Here is a 14097-nt window from a genome sequence, read left to right on the forward strand (position 1 = left end):
TGCTCCTGAGCAATAATCTATTGCCGAATTGTGCCTTATTTCCCTATTACATACCCAGTAGACTCAATGCTCGTTTAATCCTTATTTGGAGACAGGGTATGAAATCGCGCGCCGCCGTGGCCTGGGAAGCAGGCAAACCGTTGGTTATCGAAGAAGTCGATGTGGCTGGCCCCAAGGCCGGTGAAGTGCTGGTGCAGATCGTCGCCACCGGTGTCTGCCACACCGATGCCTACACCCTGTCCGGGAAAGATCCGGAAGGCCTGTTCCCCTCCATCTTCGGCCATGAGGGCGCCGGCATCGTCCAGGAAGTGGGCGAAGGCGTCACCAGCCTGAAACCCGGCGACCATGTGATTCCGCTCTACACCGCCGAATGTCGCCAGTGCAAATTCTGCCTCAGCGGCAAAACCAACCTATGCCAAGCGGTACGCGCCACCCAGGGCAAGGGCCTGATGCCGGATAGCACCAGCCGCTTCTCCTTGAACGGCAAACTGCTGCACCACTACATGGGCACCAGCACCTTCTCCGAGTACACCGTGGTACCAGAAATTTCCCTGGCCAAGGTGAGCAAGGAAGCCCCACTGGACAAAATCTGCCTGCTCGGTTGCGGTGTCACTACCGGCATTGGTGCGGTACTCAATACCGCCAAGGTAGAAGCTGGATCCACCGTGGCGGTGTTCGGGCTCGGCGGCATCGGTCTGTCAGTAATACAAGGCGCGGTGATGGCCAAGGCAGAACGCATCATTGCCATCGACACCAACCCGACCAAGGAAACCCTGGCACGCCAGTTTGGCGCCACCGACTTTATCAACCCGAAGGATTACAACGATTCCATTCAGGAAGTCATTGTCGAACTCACCGACGGTGGCGTGGATTATTCCTTCGAGTGCATCGGTAACGTCAACGTGATGCGCTCTGCGCTGGAGTGCTGTCACAAAGGCTGGGGTGAATCCATTGTTATTGGTGTTGCCGGTGCCGGCGAAGAAATCTCCACCCGACCGTTCCAGCTGGTCACCGGTCGAGTCTGGAAAGGCTCTGCGTTTGGCGGCGTGAAAGGCCGCACGGAATTGCCCGGCTACGTGGATCGCTACATGAAAGGCGAAATCAAGATTGATGAATTCGTTACCCACACCATGGGGTTGGAAGACATCAATACCGCCTTTGATTTGCTGCACGAGGGCAAAAGCATTCGGTCCGTCATCTTGTTCTGATCTTGGCTGTGGGAGCCAGCCTGTTGGCCAATCGTTGTTGTAAAGGGTAAGGCGAGTAACGAGTTTCGAGTTGCGAAAGGCAACACACGGCGAGAGCCGGATTTTTATCTTCGAAACTCGCTTCTCGACACTCGACACTCGACACTGATGACCTCGCCTTGGCTCGGATCCCTTGCAGGCAAGCTCCCACAGCAGCTTTGTAAAAGGATAGCTCCATGGATATCGAATTAGTGTCCGCCACCAAATCCTTTGGTGGCTGGCTGAAACGCTATAAACATCGTAGCCAGATACTCAACTGCGAAATGATCTTTGCGATCTACCTGCCTCCAGCAGCGGAGAGCAATAATGTTCCGCTACTGTGGTGGCTGTCCGGGCTGACCTGCACAGATGAAAACTTCATGCAGAAAGCCGGCGCTCACAAAACCGCCGCGGAACTGGGACTGGCGATTGTCTGCCCGGATACCAGCCCCCGTGGCACCGACCTGCCCGGTGAACATGAAAGCTACGACTTCGGTTCCGGCGCCGGCTTCTATGTGAATGCCACCCAGTCACCCTGGAGCCAGCACTACCGCATGTACGACTATGTGACGGAAGAATTACCGGCGCTGGTACAGGAGCATTTTCCCCTCAACGGCAAGCAGGCCATCAGCGGCCATTCCATGGGTGGGCACGGTGCCCTGATCTGCGCCCTGAAAAATCCGGGCCGTTACACCTCAGTCTCCGCCTTCGCCCCGATCAGCAATCCGATGCAATGCCCCTGGGGAGAAAAAGCACTGGCCGGTTATCTGGGCGACAACAAGGAAAACTGGAAAGCCTGGGATAGCTGCGAGCTGCTGAAGGAAAAGGGAAGTGCGTTACCTCTGATGGTCGACCAGGGGGATGCGGATAATTTCTATACCGATGGTCAGCTACGCCCGGAAGCACTAAGCGCTGCCTGCGAAGAAGCCGGCGTGCCGATCACCCTGCGCATGCAGCCCGGTTACGACCATTCCTATTTCTTTATCGCCAGCTTTATCGATGATCACCTCAAGTATCATTTTCACCACTTGAGCCAGTAAGGAAGCCACGGGAAGGAAACAAAAAAGCCAGAGCATCACTCTGGCTTTTTTTATCGACTCAAGGTCAATACCTTGAGCATTCCCTAGCTGTTCATGAAACCGGCCAAGCGTTGATTGATGGTGCCGGTACATTCGCTAATGATGTCATCGATAATCTCCGCACAGCTGGGGTAGCTATCGATCAGCCCCTGCACCATGCCCGACGTCCAGATGCCGCCATCGATTTCACCGGAGGTGAGCGCGGCCTTGCCTTTGACGCCAGCCACCAGGTCCACGATATAGTCGAACTTCATGTCCTGACCTTTTTCGCGTTCGATTTCATTAACTTTGGTGGCCACCCGGTTCTTGTAAACACGGGCGGTGTTTTTCAGTGGGCGGAAGATCAAAGCGGTATCCAGCTCGGAGGCTTCGGCAATGGCTCGCTTCATGTTTTCGTGCACCGGCGCTTCCTTGGAAGCCAGGAAACGGGTACCCATGTTGATGCCGTCGGCACCCAGCGCCAGACACGCCGCCATCTGTGCACCGGTTCCAATACCACCGGAAGCAAGCATGGGAATTTTCAGAACACGGGCAGCTGCGGGCAACAGAACCAGATTGGGGATATCGTCTTCTCCCGGGTGGCCGGCACACTCGAAACCGTCCACGGAGACCGCGTCCACACCCACTTTTTCTGACTTGAGGGCATGCCGCACAGAGGTACATTTATGCACCACCTTCACCCCGTATTCCTTGAACAGGGGCATGTGCGGTTCCGGGTTACGGCCGGCCGTTTCCACCACGGTGACACCGTTCTCACAAATCACCCGGGCGTATTCATCGTAGGGCACCGGCTTGATGGTCGGCAGAATGGTGAGGTTTACACCGAACGGCTTGTCAGTCATTTCCTTGCAGCGCTTGATCTCCTTGTCCAGATCTTCCGGGGTTGGCTGCGTCAAGGCAGTGATAATGCCCAAGCCGCCAGCATTGGAAACGGCGGCAGCCAACTCTGCATAACCCACGTTCTGCATACCGCCCTGAACGATCGGGTACTCAATACCAAGCAATTCGGTAATACGCGTTTTCATCGGTGTTCCTCTCTCATTGTACCTGCATGGTGCCTGTCTCCAGACGCGGCGCCAGCTCACTAGCATTGCCGTATGCGCCTTGATGGCGAACGTTAATGCAGTATGTCCGGGGCGTCCACGGAGCGCGATGGGGAAATTAATCACGCCACAGGGCGTGTCAGCAATGACAGGAATTCTCACGGCCGGGGTCAGTCCGGATAGCACGCCCCGTGCAGATGGCCTGATAAGCACAGAATTCGCCGGCTGCAATGCAGCCCCGCGTTTCCCTGTCACAGGGACCACGCTACACAGCATTATCTGTTTTGTATGCCAGTGCGGTCTGTTTTCTGGCCCGTGCCGGGGTGTTGCCGGTCCAACGGCGATAGGCGCGGCTGAAGGCGCTGTGCTCGGAAAACCCCAACAGCAAAGCAATATCCCCTAGGGTCAGTGACAGGTCAGCCAGATAGTGGCGAGCCAATTGCTCACGGGTACGATCCAGCAGTTCTCGCCAGGTTAATTGGCGCTCAGCGAGGCGCCGCTGCAGGGTGCGCACCGACATGTGCAGCTCCTCCGCCAGGCGCGGCAAGGTAACGGTGGCCTCCGGCAACAGCCGCACCATGGCTTGCTGCAACGCCCGGTCAAAGCTGTCGGAGCCCGGCAGGGCCAGCAGCATGGCCTGGGCTTGCCGGTCCAGCAAACTGCGCATGCTTGGGTCACTGTGCGGCAAGGCAATGCCCAGAAAATGCAGCGGAAAAACCACACACGTATACGGCTGGGCAAACTGTACCGCACAGCCAAAAAAAGCCTCGAACGCAACCCGCGACGGTTCTGGCGGTGCGGCAAAAGCAAAGTCCACCCGAGCGGGCGCAGGGGGGGAGTCCACCTGCCGCCTCAGGAAGCTGATCAAGGCGGCAATGGCCACACTGTCCGCCAGCTCACCAGTGGAATCCTGTCCCGGCCAGCGCACCAGCATGTGATCGCCCTCGCCCACCACTTCCACCATGTCCTGGCCATAAAACAACGCTTCGTAGCGCTGGTAGGCCAACATGGCTTCGCCCAGGGTACGGCAGGTGAGAATCAGGTACCCCAGCATGCCCACGTGGCGGGGCTGGATCATCGCACCAATCTCCAGCCCCGGCACCAACCGCTCAGGGCGCAGGGCAACCGCCTGCTGCAATAAATCCCGCCACAGGGCCAAAGGCACCACATCCGCCGGCGAGCGGCTGTCCAACACAGTGCGCAATGCGGGGGCGGGCAAGTTTTCCCGGTCGAGCCAGTCAGTTAGCAACTGCACCCAAGCACCGGTCACGCGCATGGCAGCGGCCATGGTGTCTCCTTGTCGGTGACGTTTATCCTGCTGGCATCAATTGTCAAAAATAAGGCACGGATCGTCAATACAGAAACACCCGCTTGGCGCACACTGCTTTCAGCGTCTTTTACACCTTCCCCCATAACAGCCCCGAGGCTCCCATGGCACTGATGGACTGGTTCAACACTGTTTGGCAGAACAGCGGCTTGGTGCCACTGTGGAAAGCCCTGCCCGACTGGCTGGCACTGGATGCCCGACAGCTGATTTTTGTGGTGGCAACACCACTCTTTATTGGTTTGTTCCTGTGGGAGTACCGCAAGATCCGCCACAACAAGCAGTTGGTGGATGGCCGCGAATCCTGGCTCAATTTCATGCTGGGGGCGGGCTACCAAACCACCGAATTGCTGTTCGCCGGGCTGATCGCGTTCCCCCTCTATGCCTTCGCCTACCAGCACCGGTTGCTGGACGTGGACCTAAACGTGTTCACCGCCATCGCTCTGTGGTTCCTGGTGGATTTTTGCTACTACGGCTTCCACCGCACCTCCCACCGGGTGCGTTGGTTCTGGGCCGCCCATGTAACACACCACTCCTCCGAGCGGATGAATTTCTCCACCGCCATGCGTCAGAACGCCACCAATATTTTCAACGGTGGCTGGCTGTTCTATGTACCGCTGGCGTTTCTGGGGTTTAACCCGGTATGGATCGGGGTGTGCTACGCGCTGTCGCTGGTGTACCAGTACCTCATTCACACCACCCTGGTAGGCAAGCTGCACCCGGCTATCGAGTACGTCTTCAATACACCCAGCCACCACCGGGTACACCACGGCCGAAACCCGGAATACATCGACCAGAACTACGCGGGTGTTTTCATTATCTGGGACCGCCTGTTTGGCACCTTTGTGGAAGAAAAAGACGATCAGCCGGTGGAATACGGCATCACCCGCCCGGTGTACAGCAATAGCCTGATAGTGAACTGGTGCCATGAATACGTGGACATGTTCCGGGCCATGCGCCAGAAAGGCCCGCTAACGCAGCGCCTGAAACACCTGTGGAAACCGCCGGAATGGGAGAGGGAACAGTAGCGAGTTCAAAGTTTAAAATTGAAAAGCGCGGGGCAACACGGCAGCAAGATGACCGGTTGGCACTCACCTTGCTCGCGTTTGCACTTTCAACTTTCAACTTTCAACTGACGCCCCGCCAACGCCTTCTGATAAAAACCCCACGCCATCACCCCGGCCAGTACATTGCCAAATGCCGCGCCCAGAGCGAAGCCGCCGAAGCCGCCCAGCTCAAAGCCGAGCCACAACAAGGGCAGGTAGCACAGGAACAAACGCAGGAAGGAAATCAGCATGGCACGCATGGGCCAGCCCAGTGCATTACTGGCAGAGACCACCAGCATGCAGACACCCAGAAAACCATAACTGGGCGGCATCCAGCGAATCAGCACGGTCAGGTAGGCCTGCACCGCCGGAGTGTCCACCAGCAAATTGGCCAGCGGTGCCGCCAGCAACGCCATGACCAGCCCCAGCAGCACCTGCCAGGCAACCACCATGCCTGCCGCCACCTGCATCAGCCGCCGCACGGTGGCCCAGTCATTGCCGCCGTAACATCGCCCCAGCCAAGGCGGCAGAGCCATGGTCATACCCAGCACCAGAACGATGGAAAAACTCTCCAGACGGCTAGCCATGCCCCAAGCCGCCACCGCCTGGTCACCGGAGCGGGCCACCAGTGCCGTGGCCACCATGGCCGCCAGCGGCGGCATTAGCTGGCTGATCATGGCCGGGCCAGCGATCTGCGCAAACGGCCAGGCGGAAGCACGCATCTGCACCAGCATGCCGGTGCGCTGCACCCAGCCCTTGCCCCGCAATGATAGAGCCACAATGACCCCGCCCAGGGAAAACGCCAACAGGGTCGCCAGCGCCGCACCGGGCAAGCCGAAGCCCTGCCAGCCGCCAATACCAAAAATCAGGATCGGGTCGAACAGCAGATTCAGCAGGCTGGTGAGCACCATCATCATGCCCGGGAAGCGCGTGTTGCCGTGAGCACGAAACAGGCTGTAGCCAAAGTACACCACCCCACCGACCCACATGGCAGGCACCTGCAAGGCCCAAAAGGGACGGATCATGGCGCGGATTTCTTCACTGGCCCCCAGCAACGCAAACGCCGGCTCCTGAATCAGCCACAACACCAACACCAGCACGCCCTGCAGCACACCACCCCCCACCAGCACCAGCGCCCCCAGCCGGTTGGCCTGCTCCTGCTGGCCGGCACCGATAGCCCGGGATATCAGCGCGGCAATGGCGATGCCGATGCCGACCTGCACACCAATGACCAGAAACGCCAACGGAAAGGTGAACGACTGGGCCGCCAGTGGTGCTGTACCCAGCCGGGCCACAAAGATGCTGTCGACCAGATAAAAACCCAGCAAAGACATGATTCCCAACGCCATGGGCCAGGCTTGCTGCCATAGCTGGCGGACGAGAGTCAGGGTCGGGAGTGACGCCGTATTCGAAGCCGGAGAATCTGTCACTTTGCTTCCTGTTCGTTGTCCACATCGCCGGGGTCGCGCCCCTTGCTACGCTCATAAGTGACAATGGCACTGCCGATGCTGCCAATCAGCATGCCCACCGAGCCGATGATAAACAGCCAGGTCCCCGCTCGCTGCCAGCTTTCCCAAAGGAAGAACACGCTACCCACCACAAAAGTACCGTTGCCGATCAGCCCGAGAGTGACATGAAACCACTGATACTGATGGATCAGGGCCCGAGTGATCGCCCAGCTTGTGGAATCAGGGGAGGAAGGTGTTATCGGTCTCATCGTGTTCCCTGTTTTTGAATGGGAGTAAATGGGAACGCGAGACTAACACGGCCACCGGGGGCTGTCCGTCATTGCCCGGGGAGATAACACCGGGGCATGACCGCCGTTACAGGGGCTGCACCCGGCCCACCAGTTTGCCGGTTTCCACCAACTCCAGAAACTCATCGCCGAGTCGCTGGCTTTCGGCGATAGCCTTGCGCCAGTACGCCTCGCGACCGGCATCATCGCCAAGATAATGTTTGAAATCGGTACGGTCAGGCAGCTTGCCGTGGGGCAAGCTGGCCAAATACTCCCGGGAGGGGGATACCATCAACAGGCGACGCAATCGCTGTGGGTCACCGTTGCGCCAGCGCAGTGGCTTATCGAACCAGCCGGGAATCACCCGGTCGGTAAAGTGCGGGTATAGCACGATGCCCTCACTCTGGTACGGCAGGTCCAGGTGATAATCGAGCATGCCGCCATCACGATAAACGCCTTCCGGGGCACCGGATAAATCTGTCACCCCGTCCAGCACCATGGGGATAGCCGCGCTGGCCAGCAGGGCCGCACGCACGTTATCCGCCTGCAGGTCGATATGGTGGGTGGTGAAATCATTGAGCGGCCCCAGCGGCAAATCTGCCCCTTTCTGATAGACAAGACCACGCTCCATAAACAACCCCGTGGCACGGCGACTGACCAAATTCGTACCGATCAGCCCCGCCAAACCGAGTCCCAAACCGAAACCGCCACGCCGGGCCATCAGCCCCCGGCTGCGAATCACCACAATCACTAACCGATAATCCGGGTTATGCAGAATATGCTGGTCACGATCTTGCAGCAGTTCCGACAACATCTGCGCGCAGCGAAGGCTGACTTCCTTGGCGGTAATGCCCTTGGGGAAACGCTGCTGGGTGTAAAGATCGGCCAAGCGGGCCAAGCCATCGCGGGGGTTACCCATGGTGATGGCGGCAAAGCGCCAGCTACCGATGGAGGCGCCAATCAAGGTGCGCGGGCGCGGCGCCGACGGCAGAAAATCCCCGAACACGGCTTGATCCAGGCCGTTGATCCCCAGTGCTTTGGGCCCCCCGGCTGCACCAGGAACGATGTCCACGTCTGCGGCCCGCAGGCCATGCTCACGTAAATGCGCAATGGCATCGCTGCCCGCGCGCAAGGTCAGCGCCGGGGCTGAGGTATGAATGGCGACCACCCGATGTCTCCGAATCCGCTCCAGAAAGGCCCGCTATGCTAGCGAGAAATGGGGCAAGAACGAAATATCATTCCACTATCAGAGAAGAGAAGCAGCACGCACCACGCCGCACGCGACACGCAAAATCACTCCCTGCCGGCCAGAAAATCACCCAGTGCACGGGTAAAGGCTAATGGCTGGCTCATCAACGGCACATGCCCCGCCTTCGGCAAGACCACATGTCGGGCCCCGATCAGCCGGGCGAATTCGGCCTGCCCCTGTGCGGGATACAGCGGAGAGCGGGCACCGGTAATCACGGTGGCCGGCACGGAAAAATTGGCCGCAGAGGGCCGATAGTCATGGGCACCAAACAAATAGGCATTCAGGTAAGCACGGATATCCGCCAATTCAGCCACCGGCAAAACCCGCGCCCACAGTGACGACCAGCGGGCCGTGGCACTGAAGGCCGAGTGCAGCCCCCGGCGGCCGGCAATTTGCCCAAGGATATCCGTGAGCCGCAGCAAGATCGCGGCGCGCAACCCTGGTGCCAGGCTGACAATGCGACCCTGGTCCGGCGCAGCGTCCAACAGTGCCAGCAACTCGCGCAACTGCGCGTAGAAATGCCCCTGCCGCTCCCCGAACAAGCCATGGGACCAGTCAGCCTTGTTATCAGTGCACGGCGATTGGTCCACATGCAGGTAGCGCTTCACCGGGGTGAAATCCCCATGGGCATGCCAGTGCAGGCTGGTGGTAGCGCCCAACGAGTAGCCCACCAATTGAAAATCCCGCAAGCCGAAATGGTGTACCAGATCTTCCATGTCCTGCATGTGATTGTGAAACACGTCCGCCTGGTTGAAACGGGCCACCGACGAGCCACCCGCACCGCGTAGATCAGGAATCACAAACTGAAAGCGACGCAGAAAGGGAAACACAAAGGGCAGCCAGTCACGCCCCTGCATGCCCAGCCCGTGCAGCATCAGCACCGGCTGGCCACGGCCCAACAACCGCACACGCAACGTGGCGCCATCCCTGGCTGGAAATAACGGCATCAGGCTCCCCTGTGTTGGCACCCGTTTTTTCGCAGGCGCTCTTATTTTTTATGGGCCGTACCGGGTTACTCGCCGTACAGGCAAAGGTAGGCCGTATCGATGGCCACTTTTACCTGAAATTTCTGGTTAGCCTCAATCTCGAAGGTCTCGCCGGCAGCAAATGTCTGCCAGTCGGCACTGCCCGGCAACTTCACGGTCAGGGCACCGCTGGTCACGGTCATGGTCTCGTGTTCACTGGTGCCGAATTCGTAATCCCCCGGCGCCATCACACCGATGGTGGCCGGCTTGGATTCGGTTTGAAAGGCAATGGATGCCACCTTGGCATCGAAGTATTCGTTGACCTTGAACATACAAGAGACTCCGCTAATTCATGGAGGCGCGAGTATGCCAAAAGCTGGAGCAAATCGCTGCTTATTCCGCGCTACGGCTCACTCGGTTATGCAGGACGGAAATCGGCGAAGACCGGTCTCTGCCGTCACCAGCCTAGGTCGAATTAGCCTGAAAGGCATAATCCGACATTCAGCGATGAGGTAAATAGCAAGATGGGTTGTCGGCTTACGGCTACGCCCTAAGCCGACCTACGAAGACCAGCAATTTTTGATTCAGGAGCCATCCACCTGCTGACAGAAAACATCCATGGCCACTGCATCACCAAAACCAGACATGGCAACAATTACATCGTAACTCTTGCCTGCGGTGATTGTGTCGCATTCCACGTTACCCGTAGGGTTTCCTGTTTGGTCAACCGTGACCATCAACTTCCCGGCAGTCTCAGGCGTTACTTGGGTGAAAGCGCTCACATCGCCATACGCAAGATTAGTGGCCAGGTTCACCGGCGTTACTTCATTGGTATTAACCGTAATGGGCTGATCTTCCCGCTCTGACAAGGCATTGATCAGGCGTACTTTTACTGTCCCAGCGGCCACGGAAGGGCGACTTTGGGGATACAGTTTCAACATCGGCTCCTGCGAGGAGCCAGCGACCCCTGACACTTGCCCCATCGCCACCAACGTATATGCGGCGCCCGCAGAAAGGCTCAATGCCGTATCTTTAACCAGTTCCGTCGCGTGGTTGCTGTTTACTCGAAAAGTGACCGTCTCAGCATCCGCATTCAGCTTGAAACGCAGTCCATCTTGCTCGTCTGTGGAGTAGGGCCGCTGGTTAAACAACACATCACCGCTCGCCACCAAGTCTACCGTGGTCGTGGAGGCATCTCCTGCGCCCGTATCTGTGATTTGGTTATGGAAATAAATTTCTGCGGGTTCACGTAACAGATCCTCCACGTCATCGTCATCACCGCCACAGCCGGCCAGCACTACTGCGCTGGCCATCGCCAGCATGCCGATCATTTTCATAACTTCTCCCGCAACAAACGCAAAAAGGGCATCGTAATCATACCGACGCCCTGCTTTTGGTATTGGTTGGCAGTTCAGAGGTTTTTCGTAGTGAGACGTGCCCGCCGTTCAGTGACTAAAACGGCTGGCAGTACAGGGAAATCTGATCATCATCGCTATCGAATTCCGTGTAGGCGATGATCGCATCATAGCTGCGGCCGCTGCTGACGCTGCAATTCACATCATCGATGATCACGCCCTGGGTCTCGTTATTGATGGTCACCGCCAGACTGCCGCCAGCGCTCAGGGACACATAGCTGCTGCCATCGGCATATTCAAGGCCGCTGACCAGCGCCTGGCCACCAGGTGCACCACCGCTTGCGGTGATACTCAGCTCGTCCCCGGACAGACGCGACAGCGTATTGATAAAGCGCACCCGAATTTGACCGCTGCCCACATCCATCTTCTGGTGGCTGAATGTCTTCAACTGACGGTTATCCAGGGTGGTATCTCCCATCAGCACCACTGAGTAGCGATTGCCCCCGGTGAGCGTGCGGTTGATCGGACCACTGACCAAGGTGCTACCGGAACTGATGCCGCGGGCATCAAACGCTATGGACTCACTGTCGTCGTCCAGCTCCAGGCTGTTGGCACCCACGCTGCCCCGCGTGGTGTAAGCCACGCCACTTTCCAGCGCCGTGTTCTGATCATCCACGAACAGGTCCACGGTCACATCGTCTTCGCTGCCCCCGCCCACTTGGGTAAGCTGGTTATGGAAGTACAGTTGGGCGCTGTCGGAGGAGGAGAAAATACCGCCGTCTTCATCTTCGTCACAGCCAAAAGCGGACAACCCGGCCACAGACGCCGCCAACACCAATCGCAGAAAAATCATTGTTACTCACTCCCGGAAGATGCCTCACCCGGCTTGCTTTCAGCCGGTAACGCAGGCACATCTTCCTCGTTAAATTCACGAATAAAGATACCCCAGAACGCCACAAAAAGGGCAGCCAACAGTGGCCCTACCGCAAACCCGGTGATCCCGAACATAGCCAACCCGCCCAGGGTGGAAAACAGCACCACATAATCCGGCAGCTTGGTATCGCGGCCCACCAGAATCGGGCGCAAAATATTGTCCACCAAGCCGATAACGAACACCCCGAACAGAATCAGAATAGTGGCTTCGGTCATGTCGCCAACGGCGTAGAGGTACAGCGCCACGGGAAACCAGATCAAACCCGCGCCCACCGCCGGGATCAGCGATAGCACTGCCATCACCACGCCCCACAGCAAGGCCCCCGGGATGCCCAGCCACCAGAAGATCAAACCACCCAGCGCGCCCTGGGTAATCGCTACCAGCAGGTTACCCTTGATGGTGGCTCGGGTGACTTCCGCGAACTTGGCAAACAGCAACTTTTCACGCTCATCGCCCAATGGCAGGGCGCGGATCAGCATGGCCACCATGGAGTCACCGTCACGGATCAGGAAAAACGCCAAGTACAACATCAAGCCCAGGTTGAGGAAAAACTGGAAGGTGTTTTGCCCTACCGCCAACGCCCGCTTGGCGAGGAACTGCCCCGCACCGGTGAAGGCTTTGACCGCCTGTTCCTTGATTTTCTCCAAGTCCACATCAAAACGCTCTGCCAGGGACTGCAGCCCCGGGAAGGCGTGCTTGATCTTGTCCACATAACTGGCCAGATCAATTTCACCGCTTTGCACTTTCTGGAACAGGCCCACGCCTTCCGTTACGAACGATGTAGCCACCGCCAGCACCGGGATCACCACCAGCACCACACACAGCAGCAGCGTAAACAGCGCCACAAGGTTTCGCCTTTGCGGCCACCGGGACAGCAGTTTTTTATGGAACGGGTAGAAAATAACGCTGATGGCACAGGCCCAGAAAATAGGCGCGAAGAAAGGCTGAATCAGCAGGGCAAAGACCGCGCTGACCGCCACCAACGCGAACAGGAAGGCGCGCTGTTCCAGTTTTTCCGACAATCCCGTGTCCCGCATCCTGCCGCTTCCCAGAGTCTCGTTATTGGAATGTTCGTCGACGCACAGGCGTCAATCAGCCCGCGGTCAGCATGGTAGAACCCAGATACGCCATATAGGCCACATAGACCACCAACAACCCGATGCCGTTTGCTCGGTTGATCTGTCCTTTGCGACCCCACAAGCCAAAGCCCATGACGAACAACACCAGCGTCAGCCCCATCATCAGAGACCAGTCACGCTGCAACACCACCGCTTCCACCGACATGGGTTTGATGGCGCCCGCAATACCGACCACCGCCAGGGTGTTGAACAAATTCGAGCCTAGCACGTTACCAAAGGCGATATCGTGCTCGCCCTTGCGCACCGCGGCAATGCTGGAGGCCAGCTCTGGCAGGGAAGTGCCAATCGCCACGATGGTCAGGCCAATGATCAGGTCGCTAACACCCAGCGACTGAGCAATGAATACCGCCCCCCACACCAGCGCTCGCGAACTGACCACCAACAGAATCAACCCCACTACCAGCCAGAACAGGGACGTTTTCAGGGGCAGCGGATGATCCGCCATCTCGGTTTCAACGTCCCCGGCCAGCACTTCTCCCTTGCCCGTCATGGCGGCAAAGATCGACCAGCCCATTAGCACAGCCAGCACCGCAAGCAGCACCCAGGAATCCAGCCGGGAGATCTCCCCATCGAGGAGCTGATAGCCAGACAGCAGCGTCACCAGGACCAGAATGGGCAGCTCTTTCTTGAGAATCGCGGAGTTCACCAGAATCGGGCTCATCACCGCCACCACCCCAAGAATCAGGGCGATATTGGAAATGTTGGAGCCGTAGGCATTACCCAGCGCCAGCGAGGGATTGCCTTCCAGAGCCGCCAACGCCGACACCACCATTTCCGGTGCCGAAGTACCAAAGCCGACAATCAGCATGCCGATCAGCAACGGCGGCATACCGGCGTGAGCGGCGGTACCCGCCGCCCCTTCAACAAACTTGTCCGCACTCCATACCAGCAGTATCAGCCCGCCAATCACGGCGGCAATGGCCAGTAACATCGGCACTCCTTGGGGTCATCAGTTGGAGATCGTCAATAATCTCAGGCGGGCACATTGTGGCAGAGAGGGAG

General features: G+C 58.2%; 14 protein-coding genes. 3 read left to right on the plus strand and 11 right to left on the minus strand.

What is annotated here, in order from left to right:
* The first annotated feature begins 98 nt into the window (after positions 1-98).
* Positions 99-1208, plus strand: coding sequence for an S-(hydroxymethyl)glutathione dehydrogenase/class III alcohol dehydrogenase (locus tag ABNH18_RS16345; RefSeq protein ID WP_349383856.1), 1110 nt, complete (start codon positions 99-101; stop codon positions 1206-1208).
* A gap of 215 nt (positions 1209-1423) precedes the next feature.
* On the plus strand, positions 1424-2266 hold the full coding sequence (gene fghA, locus ABNH18_RS16350) for an S-formylglutathione hydrolase (RefSeq protein WP_349383857.1): 843 nt from the start codon (positions 1424-1426) through the stop codon (positions 2264-2266).
* A gap of 83 nt (positions 2267-2349) precedes the next feature.
* Here fghA and ABNH18_RS16355 read toward each other — a convergent pair whose 3' ends face one another.
* Both ABNH18_RS16355 and ABNH18_RS16360 read right to left on the minus strand, forming a co-directional pair.
* Positions 2350-3330, minus strand: a complete 981-nt coding sequence (locus ABNH18_RS16355; protein ID WP_349383858.1) for an NAD(P)H-dependent flavin oxidoreductase — start codon at positions 3328-3330, stop codon at positions 2350-2352.
* A 283-nt stretch (positions 3331-3613) separates the two neighbouring features.
* Positions 3614-4636, minus strand: coding sequence for a helix-turn-helix domain-containing protein (locus tag ABNH18_RS16360; protein WP_349383859.1), 1023 nt, complete (start codon positions 4634-4636; stop codon positions 3614-3616).
* 143 nt (positions 4637-4779) lie between these two features.
* On the opposite strand from ABNH18_RS16360, the gene ABNH18_RS16365 reads away from it, so the two are divergent.
* Positions 4780-5700, plus strand: coding sequence for a sterol desaturase family protein (locus ABNH18_RS16365; RefSeq protein ID WP_349383860.1), 921 nt, complete (start codon positions 4780-4782; stop codon positions 5698-5700).
* An 86-nt stretch (positions 5701-5786) separates the two neighbouring features.
* On the opposite strand, the gene ABNH18_RS16370 is transcribed toward ABNH18_RS16365, so the two are convergent.
* The 9 genes from ABNH18_RS16370 to ABNH18_RS16410 form a co-directional block, all read right to left on the minus strand.
* Entirely contained in the window at positions 5787-7067 is a 1281-nt protein-coding gene (locus ABNH18_RS16370) for an MATE family efflux transporter (protein ID WP_349383940.1), read from the minus strand.
* Positions 7068-7144: 77 nt separating this feature from the next.
* Positions 7145-7435 carry a YrhK family protein gene (locus ABNH18_RS16375; RefSeq protein ID WP_349383861.1) on the minus strand — a complete coding sequence of 97 codons (291 nt, stop codon included), beginning with the start codon at positions 7433-7435 and terminating at the stop codon, positions 7145-7147.
* Between the two features lie 106 nt (positions 7436-7541).
* Positions 7542-8621 carry a patatin-like phospholipase family protein gene (locus tag ABNH18_RS16380; RefSeq protein ID WP_349383862.1) on the minus strand — a complete coding sequence of 360 codons (1080 nt, stop codon included), beginning with the start codon at positions 8619-8621 and terminating at the stop codon, positions 7542-7544.
* A gap of 125 nt (positions 8622-8746) precedes the next feature.
* Entirely contained in the window at positions 8747-9649 is a 903-nt protein-coding gene (locus tag ABNH18_RS16385) for an alpha/beta fold hydrolase (RefSeq protein ID WP_349383863.1), read from the minus strand.
* A gap of 65 nt (positions 9650-9714) precedes the next feature.
* Positions 9715-9999, minus strand: a complete 285-nt coding sequence (ppnP, locus tag ABNH18_RS16390) for a pyrimidine/purine nucleoside phosphorylase (protein ID WP_349383864.1) — start codon at positions 9997-9999, stop codon at positions 9715-9717.
* Positions 10000-10251: 252 nt separating this feature from the next.
* Positions 10252-11004, minus strand: a complete 753-nt coding sequence (locus ABNH18_RS16395) for a hypothetical protein (RefSeq protein ID WP_349383865.1) — start codon at positions 11002-11004, stop codon at positions 10252-10254.
* A gap of 115 nt (positions 11005-11119) precedes the next feature.
* Positions 11120-11875 (minus strand): hypothetical protein, encoded by a 756-nt coding sequence (locus ABNH18_RS16400; protein WP_349383866.1) that lies wholly within the window; start codon positions 11873-11875, stop codon positions 11120-11122.
* 2 nt (positions 11876-11877) lie between these two features.
* Positions 11878-12993 (minus strand): AI-2E family transporter, encoded by a 1116-nt coding sequence (locus ABNH18_RS16405; RefSeq protein ID WP_349383867.1) that lies wholly within the window; start codon positions 12991-12993, stop codon positions 11878-11880.
* Positions 12994-13048: 55 nt separating this feature from the next.
* Positions 13049-14026, minus strand: coding sequence for a calcium/sodium antiporter (locus ABNH18_RS16410; protein WP_349383868.1), 978 nt, complete (start codon positions 14024-14026; stop codon positions 13049-13051).
* Positions 14027-14097: the final 71 nt, after the last annotated feature.

Origin of the sequence: Alcanivorax sp. (assembly GCF_040118815.1) — a bacterium.
Classification (GTDB): Bacteria; Pseudomonadota; Gammaproteobacteria; order Pseudomonadales; family Alcanivoracaceae; genus Alcanivorax.

What these genes read in the sequence shown, in the direction of transcription:
- ABNH18_RS16370 (WP_349383940.1), bottom strand. Translation starts at nt 7,067, where the DNA reads ATGGCGTTGGGAATCATGTCTTTGCTGGGTTTTTATCTGGTCGACAGC.
- ABNH18_RS16400 (WP_349383866.1), bottom strand. Translation starts at nt 11,875, where the DNA reads ATGATTTTTCTGCGATTGGTGTTGGCGGCGTCTGTGGCCGGGTTGTCC.
- fghA (WP_349383857.1), top strand. Translation starts at nt 1,424, where the DNA reads ATGGATATCGAATTAGTGTCCGCCACCAAATCCTTTGGTGGCTGGCTG.
- ABNH18_RS16385 (WP_349383863.1), bottom strand. Translation starts at nt 9,649, where the DNA reads ATGCCGTTATTTCCAGCCAGGGATGGCGCCACGTTGCGTGTGCGGTTG.
- ABNH18_RS16410 (WP_349383868.1), bottom strand. Translation starts at nt 14,026, where the DNA reads ATGTTACTGGCCATTGCCGCCGTGATTGGCGGGCTGATACTGCTGGTA.
- ABNH18_RS16405 (WP_349383867.1), bottom strand. Translation starts at nt 12,993, where the DNA reads ATGCGGGACACGGGATTGTCGGAAAAACTGGAACAGCGCGCCTTCCTG.
- ABNH18_RS16345 (WP_349383856.1), top strand. Translation starts at nt 99, where the DNA reads ATGAAATCGCGCGCCGCCGTGGCCTGGGAAGCAGGCAAACCGTTGGTT.
- ppnP (WP_349383864.1), bottom strand. Translation starts at nt 9,999, where the DNA reads ATGTTCAAGGTCAACGAATACTTCGATGCCAAGGTGGCATCCATTGCC.
- ABNH18_RS16375 (WP_349383861.1), bottom strand. Translation starts at nt 7,435, where the DNA reads ATGAGACCGATAACACCTTCCTCCCCTGATTCCACAAGCTGGGCGATC.
- ABNH18_RS16365 (WP_349383860.1), top strand. Translation starts at nt 4,780, where the DNA reads ATGGCACTGATGGACTGGTTCAACACTGTTTGGCAGAACAGCGGCTTG.
- ABNH18_RS16355 (WP_349383858.1), bottom strand. Translation starts at nt 3,330, where the DNA reads ATGAAAACGCGTATTACCGAATTGCTTGGTATTGAGTACCCGATCGTT.
- ABNH18_RS16395 (WP_349383865.1), bottom strand. Translation starts at nt 11,004, where the DNA reads ATGAAAATGATCGGCATGCTGGCGATGGCCAGCGCAGTAGTGCTGGCC.
- ABNH18_RS16360 (WP_349383859.1), bottom strand. Translation starts at nt 4,636, where the DNA reads ATGGCCGCTGCCATGCGCGTGACCGGTGCTTGGGTGCAGTTGCTAACT.